Annotated in this window: 20 protein-coding genes and 2 tRNA genes; 3 read left to right on the forward strand and 19 right to left on the reverse strand. The window is 67.9% G+C overall.

All coding sequences use genetic code 11. From position 1 onward, the window contains the following. The 3 genes from ACLBYD_RS01185 to ACLBYD_RS01195 all read right to left on the reverse strand — a co-directional run. On the reverse strand, positions 1–464 hold a 464-nt coding region (locus ACLBYD_RS01185; RefSeq protein WP_447815091.1), incomplete at its 3' end, for a Dyp-type peroxidase. Continuing rightward, positions 457–960 (reverse strand): copper chaperone PCu(A)C, encoded by a 504-nt coding sequence (locus ACLBYD_RS01190; protein WP_447815092.1) that lies wholly within the window; start codon positions 958–960, stop codon positions 457–459. The genes ACLBYD_RS01185 and ACLBYD_RS01190, both read right to left, overlap by 8 nt. 74 nt (positions 961–1,034) lie before the next feature. Continuing rightward, on the reverse strand, positions 1,035–1,538 hold the full coding sequence (locus ACLBYD_RS01195) for a hypothetical protein (protein WP_447815093.1): 504 nt from the start codon (positions 1,536–1,538) through the stop codon (positions 1,035–1,037). 145 nt (positions 1,539–1,683) lie between these two features. Here ACLBYD_RS01195 and ACLBYD_RS01200 point away from each other — a divergent pair, with 145 nt between their 5' ends. From ACLBYD_RS01200 to ACLBYD_RS01210, 3 genes are read left to right on the forward strand one after another with little or no spacing between them, the layout of a single operon-like run. After that, the gene (locus ACLBYD_RS01200; protein WP_447815094.1) at positions 1,684–2,814 is read left to right on the forward strand and encodes an FtsX-like permease family protein; all 1,131 of its coding nucleotides are present in this window, start codon (positions 1,684–1,686) and stop codon (positions 2,812–2,814) included. Beyond that, entirely contained in the window at positions 2,811–3,491 is a 681-nt protein-coding gene (locus tag ACLBYD_RS01205) for an ABC transporter ATP-binding protein (RefSeq protein ID WP_447815095.1), read from the forward strand. Before ACLBYD_RS01200 ends, ACLBYD_RS01205 begins: the two co-directional genes overlap by 4 nt. Positions 3,492–3,522: 31 nt before the next feature. Then, on the forward strand, positions 3,523–4,095 hold the full coding sequence (locus ACLBYD_RS01210; RefSeq protein WP_447815096.1) for a TetR/AcrR family transcriptional regulator: 573 nt from the start codon (positions 3,523–3,525) through the stop codon (positions 4,093–4,095). Positions 4,096–4,137: 42 nt separating this feature from the next. On the opposite strand, the gene ACLBYD_RS01215 is transcribed toward ACLBYD_RS01210, so the two are convergent. The 16 genes from ACLBYD_RS01215 to dnaN form a co-directional block, all read right to left on the reverse strand. Then, a complete protein-coding gene (locus tag ACLBYD_RS01215) occupies positions 4,138–4,569 on the reverse strand; it encodes a class I SAM-dependent methyltransferase (RefSeq protein ID WP_447815097.1) in 432 nt (143 codons plus the stop codon). A 99-nt stretch (positions 4,570–4,668) separates the two neighbouring features. After that, a tRNA-Ala gene (locus tag ACLBYD_RS01220) sits at positions 4,669–4,741 on the reverse strand. Positions 4,742–4,878: 137 nt separating this feature from the next. Further along, positions 4,879–4,952: transfer RNA gene (locus ACLBYD_RS01225), tRNA-Ile, on the reverse strand. A 75-nt stretch (positions 4,953–5,027) separates the two neighbouring features. After that, complete coding sequence (locus ACLBYD_RS01230) at positions 5,028–6,293, reverse strand: DUF3566 domain-containing protein (protein WP_447815098.1); 1,266 nt, start codon at positions 6,291–6,293, stop codon at positions 5,028–5,030. Next, positions 6,294–8,798 (reverse strand): DNA gyrase subunit A, encoded by a 2,505-nt coding sequence (gene gyrA, locus ACLBYD_RS01235; RefSeq protein WP_258259972.1) that lies wholly within the window; start codon positions 8,796–8,798, stop codon positions 6,294–6,296. A gap of 148 nt (positions 8,799–8,946) precedes the next feature. Then, positions 8,947–9,780 carry an MHYT domain-containing protein gene (locus tag ACLBYD_RS01240; RefSeq protein WP_447815100.1) on the reverse strand — a complete coding sequence of 278 codons (834 nt, stop codon included), beginning with the start codon at positions 9,778–9,780 and terminating at the stop codon, positions 8,947–8,949. Positions 9,781–9,921: 141 nt separating this feature from the next. Then, positions 9,922–10,725, reverse strand: a complete 804-nt coding sequence (locus ACLBYD_RS01245; RefSeq protein WP_447815101.1) for an MHYT domain-containing protein — start codon at positions 10,723–10,725, stop codon at positions 9,922–9,924. 173 nt (positions 10,726–10,898) lie between these two features. Next, on the reverse strand, positions 10,899–11,711 hold the full coding sequence (locus ACLBYD_RS01250; RefSeq protein WP_258259975.1) for an MHYT domain-containing protein: 813 nt from the start codon (positions 11,709–11,711) through the stop codon (positions 10,899–10,901). Further along, positions 11,711–12,265: a GTP-binding protein gene (locus ACLBYD_RS01255; RefSeq protein WP_016691076.1), complete on the reverse strand. Its 555-nt coding sequence runs from the start codon at positions 12,263–12,265 to the stop codon at positions 11,711–11,713. The genes ACLBYD_RS01250 and ACLBYD_RS01255 overlap by 1 nt, the downstream gene beginning before the upstream one ends. A gap of 13 nt (positions 12,266–12,278) precedes the next feature. Beyond that, positions 12,279–12,653 (reverse strand): DUF742 domain-containing protein, encoded by a 375-nt coding sequence (locus ACLBYD_RS01260; RefSeq protein WP_006550918.1) that lies wholly within the window; start codon positions 12,651–12,653, stop codon positions 12,279–12,281. Between the two features lie 13 nt (positions 12,654–12,666). Further along, positions 12,667–13,083: a roadblock/LC7 domain-containing protein gene (locus ACLBYD_RS01265; protein ID WP_006550917.1), complete on the reverse strand. Its 417-nt coding sequence runs from the start codon at positions 13,081–13,083 to the stop codon at positions 12,667–12,669. Continuing rightward, entirely contained in the window at positions 13,080–16,688 is a 3,609-nt protein-coding gene (locus tag ACLBYD_RS01270) for an ATP-binding protein (RefSeq protein WP_447815103.1), read from the reverse strand. Before ACLBYD_RS01270 ends, ACLBYD_RS01265 begins: the two co-directional genes overlap by 4 nt. A gap of 361 nt (positions 16,689–17,049) precedes the next feature. After that, positions 17,050–19,086, reverse strand: a complete 2,037-nt coding sequence (gene gyrB, locus ACLBYD_RS01275; RefSeq protein WP_447815104.1) for a DNA topoisomerase (ATP-hydrolyzing) subunit B — start codon at positions 19,084–19,086, stop codon at positions 17,050–17,052. A gap of 215 nt (positions 19,087–19,301) precedes the next feature. Then, positions 19,302–19,874, reverse strand: coding sequence for a DUF721 family protein (locus ACLBYD_RS01280; RefSeq protein ID WP_447815105.1), 573 nt, complete (start codon positions 19,872–19,874; stop codon positions 19,302–19,304). Continuing rightward, the gene (recF, locus tag ACLBYD_RS01285; RefSeq protein ID WP_447815106.1) at positions 19,871–21,103 is read right to left on the reverse strand and encodes a DNA replication/repair protein RecF; all 1,233 of its coding nucleotides are present in this window, start codon (positions 21,101–21,103) and stop codon (positions 19,871–19,873) included. Before recF ends, ACLBYD_RS01280 begins: the two co-directional genes overlap by 4 nt. A 22-nt stretch (positions 21,104–21,125) precedes the next feature. Next, entirely contained in the window at positions 21,126–22,310 is a 1,185-nt protein-coding gene (dnaN, locus tag ACLBYD_RS01290) for a DNA polymerase III subunit beta (protein ID WP_024102543.1), read from the reverse strand. Positions 22,311–22,366: the final 56 nt, after the last annotated feature.

The following is a 22,366-nucleotide window of genomic DNA, read 5'->3' on the forward strand; positions in this document are numbered from 1 at the left end:
CCGCCGGACCATCGTTCCTCGAGCCGGTCGATCGGGAAGGCCGGCAGCGGCTTCAGCCACGCGGGTCGCCGGTCGGTCAGACCCGCGGCGTCGAAGACCGCGGGACCGTAGCCGACGGTGACCGTCAGCCGGGCCGGGTCGACGGCGAGTTCGGGTTCGGTGTCGCCCAGCGCCGGTGTCCCGGTGGTGAGCCGCCTGGCGTCCTCGGCCCACACCCGCATGATCCCGACGAGCCCGTCACGATCGACACCCTCGGCGAGGTCCAGTGCCACGAACGACGCGAACGACTGCACGAGGGTGTCGATACCGGCCTGATGGGTGCCGTGGATCTCCACGGTCCGCGCGCCGATCGGTTCGGGGATGCGGGACGCGACCGCCGTCCCACCTCCGACCGCGCCGAGTCCTGCTGCACCCAGCGCGGCAACACCGCCCCCGAGCAGCGCGCGACGAGTGAACCTAGCCATCGTGCGCCTCGCTCTCCGCCGGCACGTACTCCTCCTGGGCACCGGCGAAGTCGCGGACCTGGGCGGTGAACTCTTCGGTGGAACCGTCCGCGAACTCGAGCGTGAAGCTCACCGTGCTGCCGGGTCCCAGGGGTTCGACGAGATTCATGAGCATGAGGTGATCACCGCCGGGAACGAGGGCGTGGGTGGTCCCGGCGGGGACGACGAGCCCGTCGCCCATCTCCTGCATGACCATCGAGGCGCCCTCCGCGGACACCATCTCGTGCAGTTCGGTGGAGGCGGACGAGGGGCTGGACGCCCCCACGATGTGCACGTCGTCGCTGCCGGTGTTCTCGATCTCGGCGAAAGCTCCGGTCATCCCGGTATCGGAGGCCTTCACCCAGGCGTCGGCGACGACGACGGCGTCCGCCGAGGTCGTGGCGGCATCGGAACCGCAGGCGGTCGCGAACAGTGCGGTGACCGCGACGCTCACGGTGCAGAGCAGGGTCTTCTTCATGATTCTCCGTGGATCGGTGGCGGCATGCGGGCACGCCGAACGAACGGTCGTCGGGGGACGACCGGGTGAGGGACCTATCGGAGAACTGCGGGCGGCCCACGACTTCCCACCCCGCCGACGTGCCGGATCCCCGGACCCACGCGGGGCCGGTGGGTGATGCGGGTGGATTCCGCAGCGGCCACGGGCAGCGCGCGGAACAGTTCGGGGAGTATCCGGCACAGGGCCGCGAGCGCCACCTCGCAACCCTTCTCGGCGCCGTGCACGAGCAGGGCAGCCACGGCGACCGCAGCGGCGTGCGCGACGAGCATCTCCGGTGTCGGGGTGTGCAGGTGACCGTCGTGCAATGCGAGCACGAGGTGCCCTGCCACCTGACCGAGGACGAGGAGCAGCGGCACCGGCAGACGGGTCTCCGCGGCGAGCATCCCGGAGGCGACGGCGAGACCGGCGAGGAACACCAGCACGTCCTGGTGCGGCACGGCACCACCCGCGACAGCGTGCGCCGCGACGCTCAGAGTGGCCGAGATTCCGCACACGAAGACCGCGCGCATGCGCCTCACGGTCTCCACGTCGACGGCCATGGGATCAGAATACTTCTACCACCTGCGATTACTACCCGATGTAGTAATCGTCACGTAAAGATGCCGACAGCATGTCGGTAAGATATCGACGTGCCGTCGAGAAGATCGGGGGTACCTGTCCGGTCCAGCCCACGAAGGACTCCGCATGTTTCTTGCCCTGCGTGAACTGTGGTTCGCGCGTACCCGCTTCCTGTTGATGGGCGCCGTCGTCGCGCTCATCTCGATCCTCATGGTCATCCTGTCCGGCCTGTCGTCCGGCCTCGTTGTGGACGGTGTCTCCGCTCTGCAGCGCACACCTGTCCAGGCGTTCGCCTTCGCCGAGGGGACCAAGACCGACTCCGCGTTCTCCCGATCCGTGGTCACGGAGGACCAGGCCGACGCCTGGCGTGCTCGCCCGGACGTCGCCCGGGCCGAACTGTTCGGCAACACCATCGTCAACGCCAAGACCCACAGTGGGGTCCCCGTCGACCTCACCCTCTTCGGCATCCGGCCGGGCTCGTTCCTCGAACCCTCGGTCGCCGAGGGAACACCGATCGGCGGTGACACGGACGTCGTCCTCAGCGACAGCGCCCGCGACACCGGCGTCGAACTCGGCGACACCATCGTCGTCGACCGTCTCGGTACCCGGCTGGACGTCGTCGGATTCACCTCCGACAAGCGCACCTTCGGACACGTCGACGTCGCCTACCTGCCCCTGAACACCTGGCAGGAGATCCACGCCGGCGTCCGCCTCGGTGAGCAGGTGCCCCCGAGCGCGTACACCGAAGCCAGCGTGGTCGCGATCGAGGGCGTCGGCGGAACGTTGCCCGACCTCGCCGCCGGCGACGCCGAGGCCGGTACGGCCGCGAAGACCCTCGAGGAGTCGTTCGACGCCTCCCCCGGCTACAGCGCCGAGATGATGACGATGTCGATGATCATCGCGTTCCTCTACGCGATCTCCGCCCTCGTCGTCGGAGCGTTCTTCACGATCTGGACGGTGCAGCGCAGCCGGGAGATCGCCGTGCTCCGCGCGATGGGTGCCTCCACCGGCTTCCTCCTGCGCGACTCGCTCCTACAGGCCGTGATCGTGCTCGTCGGCTCCGTGGCCGTCGGCGTGCTCATCGGCCTCGGTCTCGGATCGGGCCTCGAAGGCAGCGGCATGCCGTTCGTCCTCGAGACCGGGCCGATCGCGCAGGGCGCCGTCCTGCTCGTCGTCCTCGGCCTCGTGGGCGCCGCCCTCGCCGTGACCCGCATCGTCCGCGTCGACCCGCTTGCAGCACTGGGAGAGAACCGATGACCGTCACCACCACCACGGGCCTGGACCTGGCCGACGTCTGCCTGTCCTTCGGCGACGGTGACAGCACGGTCCACGCCCTCGACCACGTCGACCTGGATGTCGCCCCGGGCGAACTCGTCGCGATCGTCGGCCCGTCCGGCGCCGGCAAGTCGAGCCTGCTGGCGGTCGCGGGCGGCCTGAGCCGACCCACCTCCGGCACCGTGAAGGTCGACGGGATCGACCTGACCGAGCTTGACCGGAATGCCACCACGAAGCTGCGGCGCGAACGCATCGGTTTCGTGTTCCAGTCCGGCAATCTTCTCCCCGCCCTCACGGCGCGCGATCAGCTGCTCCTCGTCGAGAAGATCACCGGACGGCAGGGGCGGAACCCCACCGAACTGCTCGCCTCGGTGGGCATGGAGCACCGCGCCGATCGTCGTCCGGGGCAGCTCTCGGGCGGTGAGCGTCAGCGAGTCGGCATCGCACGTGCTCTGATGGCCGAACCGTCGCTGTTGCTCGTCGACGAACCCACCGCGGCGCTCGATCGCACACGCAGCCACGAGGTCGTCGAACTGCTGGCACGGGAAACCCACACCAGTGCAGTGGCTACGATCATGGTCACCCACGACCACGAAATCCTGCGGCACTGCGACCGCGTGCTGGAGATGGTCGACGGAAGACTTCGACCACACGACTGAGTGATCGACAGCTGAACGAGGAGGGCCGGCGGTGCCGAAGATTTCCGCAGCGACGGTCGCGGAGCATCGCGCCGCGCAGCGCCGTGCCCTCCTCGACGCAGCACTCGAACTCCTCGCCGAGAAGCCGGAACAGGCACCTTCCCTCGGCGACGTCGCCCGCCGTGCCGGTCTGGCACGGTCGAGCGTCTACAACTACTTCGATTCTCGCGACGACCTGCTGCGCGCAGTCGTCGTCGACCTGTTCCCCCGCTGGAACGAGCGCGTGGTCGAGGCGATGGACAAGGTCTCCGATCCCACCGAGCAGGTGCTGACGTACATCGACGTCAACCTGCAGCTGGTCGCGGAGGGAGAACACGCGATCGTCGGTGCTCTCGCCACCTTCACACCCCAGGCGTTCAGCGACGAGAGCATGCACGCGATGCACCAGGATCTGGTCCTCCCCCTCGTCGAGGCACTGCGCGCCCGAGGAGTCGCGGATCCCGAACTCGACGCCGAACTCGTCACCGCCCTCGTGCACAAGGGCACGGAACTGATCGAATCCGGCCGCAAACTCGACGAGGTGCGTTCCTCGATCCGCAGGGTTCTCACCACCGCGCTCTCCTGATGTTTCACGTGAAACGGACCGTCGATTCGGGACCGTTCACGATCACCTCGGGATGACAAGCTCCCGGAGCGGGTCACCACCGTCGACGAACAGGCGCGCATCCGGCCGTGTCGCCGCCACGATCCGCTCCAGAGCGACCCTGCCGGCTTCGGGGTGCCGACCGTCGAGTGCGCCGACCCTGATCGCGAAGACGAGGTCGAACGGCTCCTCCCCCTCCCCTACGACGAAGTCCTCGATGGCGGCGCGGCGCGCACTCAGCCGCCCCGACGCGATGAGGTCACCGGACGAGGAGATCAGTTGGTCGATCGCCGTGCGGGAACGGTCGACGGCGAGGATGTGTCCGGTGGTCAGCCGTTCGGCGACGGCCCGTGCTGCGGCGCCGGGACCGCACCCGATCTCCAGCACACGTAGGTGCGGCTCCAGCGGCAGCGCGGCGACGATCTCGGCGAGTCGCGGAGAGAGGCGGGGCGTCACCCTTCGAGTGTGGAATGTGGGCAGACGGGCCGGGGCAGCAACAGAGAAAGGGCGCTTCCGAAAGATCGGAAGCGCCCTTTACCTGCATTCATGTGATTGTGGAGCCTAGGAGATTCGAACTCCTGACATCTGCCTTGCAAAGGCAGCGCTCTACCAACTGAGCTAAGGCCCCGTCCGCCGCGTCAGCGGCTGGGAACCGCGTGCCATTCGTCTTCGCTCCGAAGCATGCGAGCGATTCCGAGAACGATCAGAATCCCGGTTCCCACGAGTGCGAGAACCCTCATTCCGATCACCCTTTCGGCACGGGAGTGGGCCTAGGAGGACTTGAACCTCCGACCTCTTCGTTATCAGCGAAGCGCTCTAACCGCCTGAGCTATAGGCCCTCGAACCGAGATGGAACACTACCCCACCGGGGCCGCCGGAAACAAATCGCCTCGGCGGGGCAGCGTTCCTGCAGGTCAATCCGGGTCGGCGAGGGTGGCCTGAACGCCGCCCACGAGATCGGTGCAGAGGTTGTAGATGAACGCACCGAGGGTCGCGAGAGCCGTCAGCAACACCGTGTTGGCGATGCCGATGATCGTCGCGTAGCCGAACACCTGGCCGGCCGAGACGAGCGCACCGCTACCGGCGTCGGAGACGATGTCGGTGAACGCACTGTTGAGGCGTTCCCATACCCCCATGCCGGCCAGCACGCCGTAGAGCAGGCCGACCGCGATCATCCACACGAAGAACAACGACACCGAGATCACCGACGAGATCTTCAGCATCGACCAGGGGTCGATACGGCGGATCTGCACGGTGGCCCGCAGCGGTCCGGCGGCGGGGATCGCCGTGGGCACCGCGGTGGTGGTGGAAGCGCTCACCTGCGGGGTCTCCCCCGTGCTCGGCGAACCGGTCGACGGATGCTTCACCGCGGACAGATCCGGCAGGTCCTTGGCGAGATCCTTGCGTTCGATGTGCCGTGTCGGGCCGTCGATGACCGCGGACTTCGCCTTCGCCGCAGCAGCCCGGTCGCCCGCCCCGCGCGCGGCGTCTCCGCCCCCGGCCGGGCGAGCTCCTCCGGCGGCCTTGGGAGCCGCTGTGCCGGTCACGACGGGACGCGTCGACGGCGCCGAGCCTCCGGCCGCAGAGCCCTTGGCCGAGGCCGCAGCGGGGCGCTGAGGCGCTCCACCTCCCTGCTTGGACAGACCCGGACCCACACCCGGAACGTTCGTCTGCGGAGCGTTCTGCGGAGAGCCCGACTGCGCCGACGCCGCTCCTCGCTGCCAGGGAGGGGTCGGGCTGCCGGAGCGGGGCATCTGGGCGGTGCGCTGCTGACCTGTGGCCGGCTGATCGGCCGCAGCCGACCCGTTCTTACCGTCCGCGGAGGCACCACCGGACTTCTGGGAGCCGCCCTGAGCAGGCGTGTCCTGCGCCGCCTTCGCCGTCGGCTCGGCGGCCTTCCGGCCTGCTGCCGGCTGCTGGTCGGCCGAACCCTGCACGGGTGCCGGGTCCGCTGCTCCCACTGCGGGAGCGGACGAACCCTGCGCCGGTGCCCCAGGAGCCTGCGAAGGCTGGGCCGGTGACGACTGCGACGGCCGGTTCTCCGGCGCCGGTTTCTGCTCCGAGGCCGGGCCCTGCTGCGTGCCCTTGTTCTCGGGCTTCACCTCGTTCTCTGTACGGTCCTCCGGCTTCCGACCGGGTTGCCCGCGATCGGCCCCGTTCGGTCCCTGGGGAGTGCTCACTTACGACTCCTTAGCTCCGGCTGCGTCGGCTTCGTCCGGCTCGTCGGCGTTGCGCGCGATCGCGAGCAATGTATCGCCCTCGGCCAGGTTCATGAGCCGCACGCCCTTGGTCTGACGGCCTGCCTTGCGCACCTGCTTCGCCGCAGTGCGGATGACACCGCCGCTCGAGGTGATGGCGTACAACTCGTCGTCGTCCTCGACGATGCGTGCCCCGACCAGGTTGCCACGCTTGCGGTCGTACTGGATGGTCAGAACACCCTTACCGCCGCGACCTTGGACCGGGTAGTCCTCCATCGGGGTGCGCTTGGCGTAACCACCCGAGGTCGCGACCAGCAGGTAGGTGCCCTCCTTGACGACGTTGAGCGAGAGCAGCTTGTCCTCACCGTTGAACCGCATGCCCTGCACACCGGAGGTCGCGCGACCCATCGGACGCAGCGCCTCGTCGGTGGCCGAGAAACGGATCGACTGGCCCTGCTGCGAAACGAGCAGCAGATCGTCCTCGGCGGAGCACAGCACCGCGCCGACGAGCTCGTCGTCGCCGCGCAGGTTGATCGCGACGATGCCACCCGAACGGTTGGAGTCGAAGTCCGACAGGCGCGACTTCTTGACCAGGCCGTTGCGGGTCGCGAGCACCAGGTAGGGAGCATCCTCGTAGGTCTTGAGGCGGATGACGCCCTGGATGCGCTCGTCGGGTTGGAAGGCCAGCAGGTTCGCGACGTGCTGACCACGTGCCGTGCGGTTCGCCTCGGGCAGCTCGTACGCCTTCGCGCGGTAGACGCGGCCCTTGGTCGTGAAGAACAGCAGCCAGTCGTGTGTGGACGTCACGAAGAAGTGCTTGACGATGTCGTCCTGCTTGAGCTCGGCACCCTTGACGCCCTTGCCGCCGCGCTTCTGCGAGCGGTACAGGTCGGTGCGCGTGCGCTTGGCGTAGCCGGTCTCGGTGATGGTGACGACGACGTCCTCGCGTGCGATGAGGTCCTCGTCGTTGACATCGCCGTCGGCCGCGACGAGCCGCGTGCGACGCTCGTCGCCGTACTTGTCGACGATCTCCTTCAGCTCGTCGCGGACGATGGCGCGCTGCCGCTCCGGACGGGCCAGGATGTCCTTGTAGTCCTCGATCTCGCGCTCGATCTCGGCGAGGTCGTCGACGATCTTCTGACGCTCGAGGGCAGCCAGGCGACGCAGCTGCATCGCCAGGATGGCGTCGGCCTGGATCTCGTCGACCGTGAGCAGCTCGATCAGGCCGGCGCGCGCGATGTCGACGGTCTGCGACGCGCGGATGAGCGCGATGACCTCGTCGAGCGCGTCGAGGGCCTTGACCAGGCCGCGCAGGATGTGGGCGCGTTCCTCGGCCTTGCGCAGCAGGTATCGCGTACGCCGGACGATGACCTCGATCTGGTGGTTGACGTACAACCGGATCATCTGGTCGAGGCGCAGCGTGCGCGGCACCCCGTCGACGATCGACAGCATGTTGCAGCCGAAGCTCGTCTGCAGCTGCGTGTGCTTGTAGAGGTTGTTGAGAACCACCTTGGCCACCGCGTCGCGGCGGACGGTGACGACGATGCGCATGCCCACGCGGTCGGACGACTCGTCGTGGATGTCGGAGATGCCCGCGATCTTGCCGTCGCGGACCTGCTCGGCGATCGACGTGATGAGGTTGTCCGGGTTGACCATGTAGGGCAGCTCGGTGATGACGATGCTGGTGCGGCCCTTGGAGTCCTCTTCGATCTCCACGACGCCGCGCATCTTCACCGATCCGCGACCGGTCGTGTAGGCATCGTGGATGCCCTGCGAGCCGGTGATCAGGCCGGCGGTCGGGAAGTCCGGTCCCTTGATCCGCTCCATCACGGCGGCGAGGGTGGTCTCCTCGTCGGCCTCGAAGTTGTCGAGCGCCCAGTAGATGGCCTCTGCCACCTCGCCGAGGTTGTGCGGCGGGATATTGGTGGCCATACCGACCGCGATACCGCCCGAACCGTTGATCAACAGGTTGGGGATACGGCTGGGGAGAACCGTCGGTTCCTGCGTGCGGCCGTCGTAGTTCGGCTGGAAATCGACCGTCTCGTGGTCGATCTCCCGCAGCATCTCCATCGCGAGCGGCGTGAGCCGGCACTCGGTGTACCGCATGGCGGCGGCGCCGTCGTTGCCGCGGGAACCGAAGTTGCCCTGGCCGTCGACGAGCGGATAGCGCATCGACCACGGCTGCGCCAGACGCACGAGCGTGTCGTAGATCGACGCGTCGCCGTGCGGGTGGTAGTTGCCCATGGTCTCGGCGACCGCGCGCGCCGACTTCACGTACCCGCGGTCGGGGCGGAAGCCGTTGTCGAACATCGCGTAGAGCACGCGACGGTGCACCGGTTTGAGACCGTCACGCACGTCGGGCAGAGCACGGCCCACGATCACGCTCATCGCGTAATCGATGTAGCTGCTCTGCATCTCCTGCTGGATGTCGACGGGCTCGATGCGGTCGTGCCCCGGCCCCTCCGGAGGCAACGTGGTGTCGGTCATGAGCTCCTTCTTCTACTCGGCTCGCACGCCCGGCTCCGGCCTTCGGCCCGACGGACGTCTCGCAACCACACGAGTCTATAGGTGCAGGTCAGCCGATGCCGAGAAGGACAGGCACTTCACAGCCCGAGATCTGTCCGGAACCGAGTTCTCACATGTGGGATCCGGTGACCGGGTCGCGGTCCACCTGCCGTTCCACCTCCGACGCCCACTGCTCGAGCCGGGCGTCGCGCACGGCGTCCTCCGGGTCGGAGGCGAGCAGCAGCGCGGTGATCGGCACGGCCAGGACGATGATGCCGAGGACGAACGCAGGGAACAGCAGCGACATCACGGTCATGCCTTCGGGCGCGGGCATGCTCGGATCGAGGGTGACCCGCACGCCGGCCATGCCGGTGTAGTGCAGCGCCACGACCGCGCATCCCATGACGAAGGCCGCGACGACGCGGATCTCGAGACGACGCGTGCGGCGGGCCAGTGCGAGTGCGGCCGTGGAGGCGACGACACCGATGATCACCGAGGCGATCACGTACTCCGCCTCGTGTTCGATCGCGCCCCGGATGCGGATGGCGTACATGCCGCTGTAGTGCATCATGCTGACGGCGGCGCCCATGAGCAGACCGCCGATGAGCAACCGCACCGATTCGGGAATGCGGTGCTTGCTGACGTCGTGCACGTCGGCGATCCGCAGACCCACGAGGGTCGCGACGACGGCGAGCACGACAGAGAAGACCGTCGGTGCCAGTTCGTATCGGATGGTCGTACCCGGCACGGAGAAGCCCATCATGCCGATGAAGTGCATGAGCCAGATGCCCACGCCGCCGATGGACAACGACGCCATGAGGAGCCACCAGTTACCGCTGCGCCGCGGCTCTTCGAGCGACCGCCGGACACAGGACAATCCGACGAAGGAGCCCATCACAGCGGTGGCGTAGGAGAGGAAGAATACCCACATCCCCATGGAGAAATGGTGTACGTCGTGCGACACGTGAGGTCCTCACAGCGGCGCGCTGTCACCACCGCGCTCGGAGGGCACGCGCCACGACCTACCCGATGCGGGCTGCACCCCGACTTTCCAGCAGCGTAAGCGACCTTATCGCACTGTGGGCGTTCACATCACATCACCGTTTCACATGTCGTCCGTGAGGACGGGAGACCGTCTCGGGGCCGTCCCACCGAGCCAGGTCGCCACCTCCCGCTCCTGCTCGAGGTCCTGTGTGCTCGCCGATGCCATCAGAGCTACGACCGGCACCGCGAGTAGCGCGACACCGATGATGAATCCGGGGAACAGCAGGGTCATGATGGTCATCCCCTCCGGATTCGGAGTGGACGGATCGACGGTCACCGCAATCCCGGCCATGCCCGTGTAGTACAGTGCCACCACGGCGCATCCCATGACGGCGGCGGCCGGGATCCGCACGGCCGGCCGTTCCGCGACCCGCGACAGCCACAACGCGACGATCGACGCGACGACACCGATCGCCACGGACGCCGCGACGTACGACCGTCCCTGCTCGAGTTCGCCCTGGATCCGCACCGCGGCCATGCCGCTGTAGTGCATGCCGGCGACCGCGAAGCCCATGATCACGCCGCCGACGAGGAGCCGGACATCCGACGGCAACCCGCGGATCCACTGCACGTCGGTGTCGAGGATCCGCAATCCGAACAGTGTGGCCGTCACGGCGAGCGCGACCGACAGCAGCGTCAGTCCGAGGTCGTAACGGATCGCGGAACCGGGTACGTCGAAGCCCATCATCCCGATGAAGTGCATCAACCAGATTCCGACGCCCCCGATGGACAGGGCTGCCATGAGTGTCCATCGGGTCCGGGCGACCGACGTCCATGCGTTCGCAGCCTTGCGCGCGCAGGACAGACCGGCATAGCACCCGACTGCGGACGTGATGTAGGCGAGTGCGAAAAGCCAACCGCCCATGGAAAAATGGTGAACCTCGTGCGACATGTTGCCCCCCAGGAAGCGGCACGCACGGCGCATCGGTCCGTGTCGTGCCGAGTAGACCGACAGCGACCCCCGACGCTGCGCAGAAGGCTACTCCACTTCCGGGATTTCAACCAGATATGTTGACTTACAACATGTTCGGACGATATTCAGAAGATCCGACCGTCGACGGGTTCTGCCGGGCCGTCCGCCGCCCACCGCTCGGATTCCTCTTCCAGTTCCGCTGCAAGACGATCTGGGGCCTGGAGCACCAGGACGATCGGAACGGCCAGCAGCAACAGGCCGACGACGAAGAGCGGGAAGAGAATGGAGAAGACCTCGATCCCACCGGAGACCACCACGGCGGGGTCGATCTCCACACGGACCGACGCGGCGGCGAGGAAGTGCACCGCGATCACGGCGGCGCCGGCCAACGCGCTGCTCAGCAGGCGCTTGGGCCAAGTGTCCGCGGTCTTCACCTGGGCCAGGAAGCCCACAGCCGTCGCGATCGCCAGCCCCACCGCTGCGGCGACCCAGAGCGGATCGAAGGTCAGCGATCCCTGGATCCGCACCGCTGCGAGGACCGAGAACGGCACGCCCGCGAGGCCGGCGCCCAGCACGAGAGCACCCGTGACCGTCCGGGCGAGGGTGGCGGGAGCGTTGTTCGGGATCGCGACGAGCAGCGCCACGTACACCGACACCAGCGCGACGAGCATCGAGAACACGATGGTGACGGTGTCGAACCGCACCACGCTGTCCTCGACGTTGAAGCCCGCCATCGGAAGGAACATGGCGAGCCAGACACCGACGCCACCGCTCACCAGGGCAGCGAGAATCATCCAGTACGAACGCAATCGGTCGCTGGAGGTGGTGCGGACCCGTCGAGCACCGGTGACCCCGACGAACACCCCGATCGCCGAGGTCAGATAGGCAAGGACCGTGACCCACGAGCCCATCGTGAAGAGTTCGAGGCCCTCCCCCATTACTGGGTCACCGGCTGGTGCAGCTTCCGCAGAGCGTATTCGGTGACGGTGACCAGAGCCTGCTTCGCCGACTCACGTGCTCGCGCATCGATCGACACGATCGGCACATCCGCCGAGATCGCCATCGCCTGACGGATGTCCTCGAGCGGGTACCGGGGAGCATCGTCGAATTCGTTGATGGCGACGATGAACGGGAGATTGCGCGCCTCGAAGAAGTCGACGGCGGCGAAGCTCTCATCCAGGCGACGCGTATCGATCAGCACGATCGCCCCGATGGCGCCGCGGATCAGGTCGTCCCACATGAACCAGAAGCGGTGCTGTCCGGGCGTGCCGAACAGGTAGAGGACGAGGTCGTCGGCCAGACTGATACGACCGAAGTCCATGGCGACCGTGGTGGTGGCCTTCTGCGGTGTCGCAGAGAGGTTGTCGACGCCGTCGCTGGCGTTCGTCACGAGCGCCTCGGTACGAAGCGGCACGATTTCCGACACCGCCCCGACCAGAGTCGTCTTACCGACGCCGAAGCCTCCGGCGATCACGATCTTGGTCGAGGTCACGCGCTTCGTGGCGTTAGAGTTCGCGAAGTCCACTGAGGACCCTTTCAATCAGCTCACGACGCTCCGCGTCGCTCGAATCGTCTTTCAGCGTGGCCAGGATCTGTACGTGTCCGGCTTCGACGAGATCGGCGACGAGCACGCGTGCCACGCCGATCGGCACCCCTACGCGCGCGGCGATCTCCGCGACGGAGGGTGATTCCTTGCACAGCTCCAGGATCGTGGCGTTGATGTTGTCCAGATCCCGGGACCGATCGTCGGTTCCCGGAATGGCCTGGATGAGCGCCTCCAACGCCAGTTCGACCGCAGGACTCGTACGTCCCGAAGTCAGGGAGTAGGGCCGGACCAGACTGGGCTGGTCCGGCACCGACTCCGGCTTCCGCGATTCCATGGCCACCTCGACGTCAGGACCCTAGACCGACCCGCGGGGTGGCTTCGACCGAAGCACCCACTCGATCGACCAGGAGCGCCATCTCGTAACCGACCTGTCCGATGTCGCACTCGGAGGCGGTCAGAGCCGCCAGGTGCGAGCCGTCGCCGACGCTCATCAGCAGCAAGTAACCGTGCTGCATCTCCACGACGGACTGCAGCACACCCCCACCGTCGAACAGCTGCGACACACCGTTGGACAGGCTGGCCAGGCCCGAGGTCACCGCAGCGAGCTGCTCGGCACGATCCACCGGGAGGTGGGCGCTGGCGGCCATGAGCAGACCGTCGGCGGACACGAGCACGGCATGCGAGACACCCGGGACTTCGCGCGCGAAGTTGGAAACCAACCAGTCCAATGGACGAGCTGCGTCGGATCCATGATCAATATTCATCGAACTCCCTGTTCGTCGTTCTCGCGATTGCTGGAATTCGCCGAGGCGCGTCCGTTGCGGACACCCTGCTGATGGCGGCTCAAGTTGGCCCGGATGGCTTCCGGGTCTCGACGTCGAATGGTCCTCGGCAGCTCACCCGTTGCCGGTGCCCGAACAGCACCCGGCACCAGACGCTCGCCGGGAGCGCGCCGCGGAAGACCCGCGGTGGTGTGCTCCTCCACGGGGGACTCGGTAGCACGCTGTGCGGCTTCCCAACCCGCGTCCGCCGCGGAGCGCCACTCCCGCTTCCTGCGGTCCTCCGGAAGGCTCGTCGGGTCGACGAGCCAGTCCGACATCATCGTGGTGAAGATCGGGGTGTTCGCCGGCTGCGGACGGGCCGACGCGAGGTCGGACCGCGGCTGGAAGAACGCTGCCGTCTTCGCCGAGTTGGTCCGGTAGCGATGGCGGGCCGCCTGCTGCGCGTCGCTGTGCGGCGAGACCGAGCCACCGTCGGCGATGCTCGGGCCGGAGACCGCTGCGGCCGAATCGGGTTCGGAACCGTTGGTCGACGCAACGGGTCGCTGCGGAAGCCCCGGCGTGCTGCCCGGCTGACGACGCGGCAGACCGGGCGTGCTGCCCGGACGACGCTGCGGGAGACCCGTCGAGGGTTCCTGCTGCCGACGGTCCGCATCCTGCTCGGGTGTGCGCTGTGCATCCTGCGCGGGGGCGCGCTGTGCGTCCGGCGCGGGGGCGCGCTGGGGCAGGTCGGGACGGTTCGGTGCGTCCGCGCGACCCGCGGCGTCGCCACCTGCGAGCGGTCCCGCCGACGGCTGCTGCTGCGGCCGGTTCTGCGGAACGGACGGGGACGATCCGGAAGCCCGTCCCGGCAGGCCGGGAGTCGCGCCCGGCCGACGCTGCGGAAGACCGGGGGACGCGGGTTGCTGCTGCGGGGCGGGTGCACGATGCGCCGAACCCTGCTGGGGCTCACGGACCGGCAAGGACTGCGACTGCGACTGCTGGGAGTCCGTCGGCGACAGACCCGGTGTGGCACCGGGACGACGCTGCGGAAGACCCGAAAGCCCTTCCCGGCGAGAACGATCGGCGTCGGGTCGTGGCCCGACACCGTTGCGGCCGTCACCGTTGCGGCCGTCGAACGGGTGACCGTTGGTCTCGTCCGGCCCGCGACGAGGACCGCGCGGAGGCAGCGACGACGCGAAGGCTGCTGCGGCGTCCGGCTCGATCCGGCGCGGCTGCGGCGACCGGGGTGGAGTCGGGAGACCCGGCGTCTCGCCCGGCTGACGCGTGGGCAGGCCCGGAGTTCCACCCGGGCGACGCTGCGGAAGACCCGACGGGCCGAACTCGCGGGATGCCGGCGGTGCCTGCTTGTCGCGCGGCGACGGTGCCTGCTTGTCGCGCGGCGACGGTGCCTGGAACGACGACGCGGACGGGGAGAACGCGTTCCGTCCCGCTTCGCGCTGCGGCTCGTCGCGTCGCTCGTCTTCGTAGGACGGCTCCGCATCCCGTGCAGCGGAAGCACTCTCGTCGACATCGGCGGCGTAGACGTTGTTCGCGTAGCCGTTGTCGTAGGCATCGTCGGACTCGTCCGCACGGACATCGTCGGCGGAATCGACCGGCTGCGACGACGCGTACTCGTGCCGGTCGTCGGCCGCGGGCAGACCCTGCTGGGCGACGGGCGCCGAGAGCGCCTGCGGTGCCGAGTACTCCTCCGCCTCGATCTCGATGCGCGGCTGAGGACCGGTGTGCGACAACGCCAACGGGGAGACCAGCAGGACGTCCGGGATGTGGACGCTCGCGGTGATACCCGGGTTGCGCGCGGTGTCGAAGGTCGGGCGCAGGCGCACGGTGAGACCGTGCCGCTCGGCCAGTCGCGAGACCACGAACAGACCCATGTGGCGTGCGGTGTCGGGACCGACCTCGCCGCCCTTGGCGAGACGCTGGTTGATGGACTCGAGTTCGTCGGCCGGGATACCGATACCGCGGTCGGCGATCTCGACGAGCAGGCCGCCGTCGACGGCACGCGCGAAGCTGAAGGTGACGTTGCTGTCGGGCGGCGACGCGCGCAGCGAGTTGTCGACCAGCTCGGCGAGCAGATGCACGATGTCGGTCGCGACCGCGCCGCTGAGGGCACCGTCGGGAGTCGAACCGATCTGCACGCGCTGGTAGTCCTCGACCTCCGACATCGCGGCGCGCAGGATGTCGCCGAGCTGCACGGGCGCGGAGTGACCGCGGCGCATGCGGGTACCGGAGAGAATCAGCAGGTTGTCGCCGTTCCGGCGCATACGCGCGGCGAGGTGGTCGAGGCGGAACAGGCTCTCGAGTCGGGCCGGATCCTTCTCCTCGTACTCGAGTCGTTCGATGAGGCCGAGCTGCTGCTCGACGAGCGACTTGGAGCGACGTGCGAGTGTCTCGAACATGTCGCTGATCTGCAGGCGGAGGTGCGCCTGCTCGCCGGCGAGGCGCAGTGCCTGCCCGTGCATGTCGTCGACGGCGCGGGCGAGCTGACCGATCTCCTCGGTGGTGTGCACCGGGACCCGGGTGAACTCGATGTCCTCGATGTTGTCGCCGACCTTGATGCGGTCGATGGCCTCGGGCAGCTCCTGCCGCGCGACCTTCAGCGTGCCGTAACGCAGGCGGCGGATCGGGCCGACCAGTGAGCGGGACACGAGCAGTGCGAGCACGAGGGCCGCGAGCAGGGCTGCGAGCACGATCGCGGTGTCGCGGAGAGCGGCCGAGCGGGTTTCCGCGGCGCGGTCCTGAATCGTGGTGCTGACCTGCGACGACGCTTCGTCGATGATGGTGCCGTAGATGTCGACACTGTTGAGCAGCGACGCGCGGATGTTGAGGATCGGGAGCGGACCGGAACCGGCCGCGTCGACCATGTCGGCACGTTCCTGGACGCCGGCCCGCAGTTCGGCGATCTGCTGATCGGCCATCGGGTAGGAGCGGGCGAGCAGGTCGAGCATCGCGAGCTCGGCGCCGGAGGCGGACACCAGCGCGGTGCCCGGCTGGGTCGGGTCGGCGAGCAGCTGGAGCACACCGAGCACCTGACCGAACAGATAGCGCTGCGAGTACCAGGCGTTGATCAGCTGGTCGCCGTAGATGCGGATCTCGCGGTCGTCGACCTCGTCGAGGATCGCTTCGACGATGCGGTTCAGGCTGTCACGAACCTCGTTGGTGACGGCGCTGATTTCTTCGACCGGAACGGGCCCGGCCTGCAGTTTCGTGTAGAGCGACTGCGCGGAGGCAGCAGTACGGCTCAGGTCGGCGGTGACCGCCGGATCGAGTTCGGGATTCTCCGTGACGGAGGCGATGGTGCCGAAGGAGTCGCCGAGCGCCGCCATCTCCTCGGGAGTCACCGTCCCGGCGGCGGCACTCGCGGTGGCGGTGGCGAACGCCGTCGAGAACTCGACGATGTCCGGCACGGCCGCGACCTGATCGGCCGCGGACGAGAAGTGGACGGCGTTGCTGAGCTCGTTCTCGACACGAAGACCACCGAGGACCATTGCCACGGTCACGGGGACAGCGAGAACGGCGGTGACCTTCCTGCGAAGACCCCACCCCTCGATGTTCCACCACCGCTGCTGGGGCGGCGACTTGTCACTCATGGATTACAGCTCTCCTTCCACCCCGTCCGCGCCGGGCGACGAGCACCAGTCGGCACTGCACTCCTTATGAGCGCGTTTTCGATCGAGTGCAGTCGAACGAGACGTTTCGGGTGAGGGCACCATATCGGGACATACAGCGGATACGGAAGAGTGAGTCCTTCCCGCACCCCCGCGCTGCCCGGCCCCCTCTTCGGCAGCCACACGTACAGATGGCCGACTGGAGTGTACTCACGAGTAACGAAGAAGGCTAACCGCCCTTCCATATTCCCGGTGCACGACATGCGAACCCCCGCTGTGATTTACGGCACAGCGGGGGTTCGGATGCAGATTCGGTCTCCGCATCGAGCGGAGCCGATGGCGATCAGACGTCGAGGAAGCGGACATCCTTCGCGTTACGGGTGATGAAGCTGCGTCGTGCCGCGACGTCCTCACCCATCAGGACGCTGAACAGCTCGTCGGCGGCAGCGGCGTCATCGAGGGTCACCTGACGCAGGATGCGGACGCTCGGATCCATGGTGGTCTCCCACAGCTCCTTGGCGTTCATTTCACCGAGGCCCTTGTAGCGCTGGATGCCGTCGTCCTTGTTGATCCTCTTGCCGGCCTTCAGACCCGCCTCGAGCAGGGCGTCGCGCTCACGGTCGGAGTATGCGAACTCCGGCTCGCTGCGCTGCCACTTGAGCTTGTACAGCGGCGGCTGCGCCAGGAAGACGTGGCCTTCCTCGACCAGCGGCCGCATGAAGCGGAAGAGCAGCGTGAGCAGCAGCGTCGCGATGTGCTGACCGTCGACGTCGGCGTCGGCCATCAGGACGATCTTGTGGTACCGCAGCTTCGAGATGTCGAATTCCTCGTGGATGCCGGTACCGAACGCCGTGATGATCGACTGGACCTCGGCGTTCTTGAGGACCTTGTCGATGCGGGCCTTCTCGACGTTGATGATCTTGCCGCGCAACGGAAGGATCGCCTGGTACATCGAGTCGCGACCCGACTTGGCGGAGCCACCTGCGGAGTCGCCCTCCACGATGTAGATCTCGCACTTGCTCGGATCCTTCGACCGGCAGTCGGCGAGCTTGCCGGGCAGACCACCGATGTCGGTCGCGCTCTTGCGGCGGACGAGCTCGCGCGCCTTACGAGCGGCGACACGCGCGTGCGCCGACGACACGGCCTTGGTGACGATCGTCTTCGCGTCGGCCGGATTGGCCTCGAACCAGTGCGAGATGTGTTCGTTGCACGCCTTCTGCACGAAAGACTTCACCTCGGTGTTGCCGAGCTTGGTCTTCGTCTGGCCCTCGAACTGCGGCTCACCGACCTTGACCGAGATGATCGCGGCAAGGCCCTCGCGGATGTCGTCACCCGTGAGATTCGGGTCCTTCTCCTTCAGGAGCTTCTTGTCCTTCGCGTACCGATTGACGACCGTCGTCAGCGCCGCACGGAAGCCTTCCTCGTGCGTACCGCCCTCGTGGGTGTTGATGGTGTTGGCGAAGGTGTGGACGGACTCGGAGTAACCCGAGTTCCACTGCATCGCGACCTCGAGTTCGTGGCCGGTGCCCTTGGCGGTGAACCCGACGACGGAGTTGTGGATCGGCGACTTCGTGCGGTTGATGTGGCGCACGTAGTCCTCGAGACCACCCGGGTAGTGGTAGGTGCGGACCTTGACCTTGTGCACCTCGGGCTCGGTCGCCTCGACGGCCTGGTCCTCGGCGGTCTTCGGCGCCTCGGCGGTCTCCGGGACGTCCTCGTCGGTGACCTCTTCGGGAGCGACCCGCTCGTCGGTGAGGGTGATGGTCAGTCCCTTGTTGAGGAACGCCATCTCCTGCAGGCGACGCGCGACGGTCTCGAAGTTGAACGTCGTGGTCTCGAAGATCTCCGGGTCCGGCCAGAAGCGGACGGTGGTACCGGTCTGCTTGGTGGCCTCACCGCGGACGAGCTCGCCCGGCTTCGAGGCGGTGTACGTCTGCTCCCAGTGGTAGCCGTCGTTGTCGATCTCGACCTCGAGGGTCGTGGACAGGGCGTTCACCACGGAGATACCGACACCGTGCAGACCGCCGGAGACGGCGTAGGCATCGGAGTCGAACTTGCCACCCGCGTGGAGCTGGGTGAGGACGACCTCGACGGTGGGCACACCGGAGGCGTGCATACCGACGGGGATACCGCGACCGTCGTCGACGACCTGGACACCGCCGTCGGCGAGGAGGGTGACCTCCACCTTCGACGCGTGACCGGCCATGGCCTCGTCGACGGAGTTGTCGACGACCTCCCAGATCAGGTGGTGCAGGCCACGCTCTCCGGTGGAACCGATGTACATACCGGGGCGCTTGCGCACCGCCTCGAGACCCTCGAGGACGGTGATGGACGACGCACCGTACTCACTCTTGTTGTTGTTCGACTTCTGGGCAGCCACGGGTGGGTAGCTCTCCTTCTCCGATCGGCCCCGCGCACGCGCGCGACGCATTCCTGTCCATCCTACGTGCCCGTGAGCCTTGCGCCGGGGTGGACACGAAAGTGGGCGTTCCGCACCGCTGACGTCCCCGTAGCGGCCTCTTCGCGACCCGGACAACGTGATTTCCTACGCGCTCCGATTTTCGCCCCTCGTACGGGCCGGGAGCGAGCCCGGGATCACCCGTAGGTGTCGCGCGGTCCGCGGCCGCGGATGTGGCGTTCGCCCTTCCGCCAGCTCGGAGCCGTCGGGCCGGTGATCCGCAGTTCCTTGACCACCCCGTGCCCCACGGCCGCGGCGATCTTGGCGAGGATCTGCGACTGCATCATCCGCAGCTGGGTCGCCCAGGCCGTCGACTCGGCCGAGACGTGCAGGATCCCGTCGCGCAGTGTGGTCGGCTGGGCATGGCTCGCGATGTCGTCGCCGACGACCCGCGCCCAGCTTCCCATGACGGTGCCCTCGGACACGTGCGCCGACCAGCCCCGCTGTTTGGACAGCGACTGCGCGAGCGAACCGAGGGTCTGGGGATCGCGGTCGTCCGGCCCGGGCCCCGACCAGCCACGACGTCGGCGTTTCGGGCGCAGCGGCCCGCGCGACGCGCGTCCCTGGCCGACGGCCTTACCGCTCGCCTTGGCGGCAGCTCGAGCCTCCTCGAGCGCGCGGCGGGCCAGATCGATGCCCTTCAGCTCCGGCTCGTCCGCGCTGCGCTCCGGCCCGGCACCGCGTTCGGGACCTGCTTGTTCGTCGTTCATCCGACCTCCCCGGTGATCGGGTCCGTCTCCCGTTGCACCGATCCCAGCACAGAGATACGACCTTCTTCGGTGTCCTCGGCATGCACGGGGAATCGGGCGCCGTTCAGTTCGGCCGGCACGTCCTCCGACACGGCCGCCGTGATCAGCACCTGTTCGGCCGTCGTGGCGACCTCGGCGAGGGCGGAGCGGCGCCGTCGGTCGAGTTCGGCGAAGACGTCGTCGAGCATGAGAACGGGATCGGTGCCGTCGGTGCGGAGCAGGGCGAATGCCCCGAGCCGCAGTGCGAGCGCGAACGACCACGATTCGCCGTGGCTCGCATAGCCTTTCGCGGGTTCGGCACCGAGCATCAGGTCGAGATCGTCGCGGTGGGGTCCGACGAGGCAGACGCCGCGTTCGATCTCCTTCGACCGCACCTCCGCGAGGCGGTGGAGGAAGACGGTCTCGAGAAACTCCCGGTCGTCGGGCGCGGGCGTGCGGGCCGGGTCGGAGAACTCCGGCGGCAGCGCGTCGGCCAGGCTGCTGCGATAACGCAGGCTCGCCGGACGCGACTCGGGTGCGATCGACCGGTACGCCTCGGACACGTGCGGGGCCAGTTCGTGCAGCAACGCGATGCGCGCGGCGAGCAGCTCGGCTCCGTGGGCCGCGAGATGACCGTCCCACACGTCGAGGGTCGCCAGAGCGCTCGCCCCGTCGCTCGAGCGACTCCCGCGCCGCAGTGCTCCCCCCGCGGTCTTGAGCAGGGCGGATCGTTGGCGCAGCACCTTGTCGTAGTCTGCCCGCACCCCGCTCATCCGCGGAAACCGTGTGCTGAGCAGTTCGTCGAGGAACCGCCGGCGATCGCCCGGGTCGCCGCGCACGAGCGACAGATCCTCCGGGGCGAAGAGCACCGTGCGGAGGATGCCGAGGATCTCTCGAGGACGCCGGGCCGGCGACTGATTGATCCGCGCCCGGTTCTGCTTGCCCTCGTTGATCTCGATGTCGATACCGAGCTCACGACCGTTGTTGACGACCAGCGCCCCGGCGAACGCCCGCGACGTGCCGGCCCGCAGCAGCGGGCCGTCGGAGGACACCCGGTGCGACGACAGCGTCGACAGATATCCGAGGGCCTCGAGCAGGTTGGTCTTCCCGTGTCCGTTGCGCCCGACGAAGACCGTCGCCCCCGGAACGAGGTCGACGGAAACCGTTCTCCACGAACGGAAGTCGCGCAGCGAGAAGGTGCGAACGTACACGGGGGTCCAGTCTCGGGGCCGGTCAGCCCGGCAGGCGCACCGGCATCAGCAGATAGGTGTAATCGCTGTCCGGAGCGGCGAACGTACCCGAGGAATCCGGCACGGGCTCCTCGTCGAGCGCCGGCCGCAGCACGGCCGGACGACTCGAGGTGGTGAACCCGAACGAGACCTTGTCGGTGTGCAGCGACGTCAGACCGTCGAGCAGGTAGCCGGGGTTGAACGCGATGATCAGCGGCTCACCGAAGAACTCCGCGGGATGCGATTCCTCGGCGCGGCCGGCGTCGTCGCCACCGGCCGACAGCATCACGCTGCCCTCGGTGAACTCGAGTCGGACCTGTGCACCGCGCTCGGCGACCAGCGCGACACGCTTGATCGCGTCGACCAACGGTGCGATCTCGACGGTCGCCATCGCGGTGTGCTCGTTGGGGAGCAACTGGCGGAACTTGGGGAATTCGGCGTCGAGCAGGCGCGTGGTGGTGCGGCGACCTTCGGCGACGATGCCGAGCAGGCCCTCGGCGCCCACCGACGACCCGCTGCCGAGCGCGAGCTGGACCGGGGAGTTGGACGACCCGCCAACAGTTTTCGCGGCCTCGGAGAGGGTCTTTGCGGGCACGAGCACGGCCGAGCTGGTGGACTCCGCGGTGGGCATCCACTCGAGCTTGCGCACTGCGAGACGGAAACGGTCGGTGGCCGCGAGCACCATGTCGGTGCCCTCGATCTCCACTCGGATGCCCGTGAGCATGGGAAGCGTGTCGTCCTTGCCGGCGGCGACGGCGACCTGGCTGATGGCCTCGGCGAACAGATCGCCGGAGAGCGCACCGGTCTGCTGCGGGAGCGCGGGCAGCTGCGGGTAGTCCTCCACAGGCATAGTGGGGAGCGAGAACTTGGCGCTACCGCACGTGATGAGCACACGGGTGCCGTCGAGCACGACATCCACAGGCTTGTGGGGCAACGCGCGGGTGATGTCGGCGAGCAGCTTGCCGGACACCAGCACCTGACCGGGGGTGATGACCTCGGCCGAGACGTGGACCTGCGCGGATACCTCGTAGTCGAAGCCCGAGACCGTCAGCCCGCGTTCGTCGGCTCCGAGCAGGACACCGCCCAGGACGGGAACGGGGGGTCGCGACGGAAGGCTTCGGGCAACCCATGCAACGGAATCAGCGAAGTCCTCGCGAGGCACACGAAACTTCATACTTCCCAGCTCCATCGCCCGGTGGATCCCTTCGATCGTGGTCTCGACAAGTCTACGAAGTCTGTCACAGA

Source organism: Rhodococcus sp. C26F (assembly GCF_053345925.1).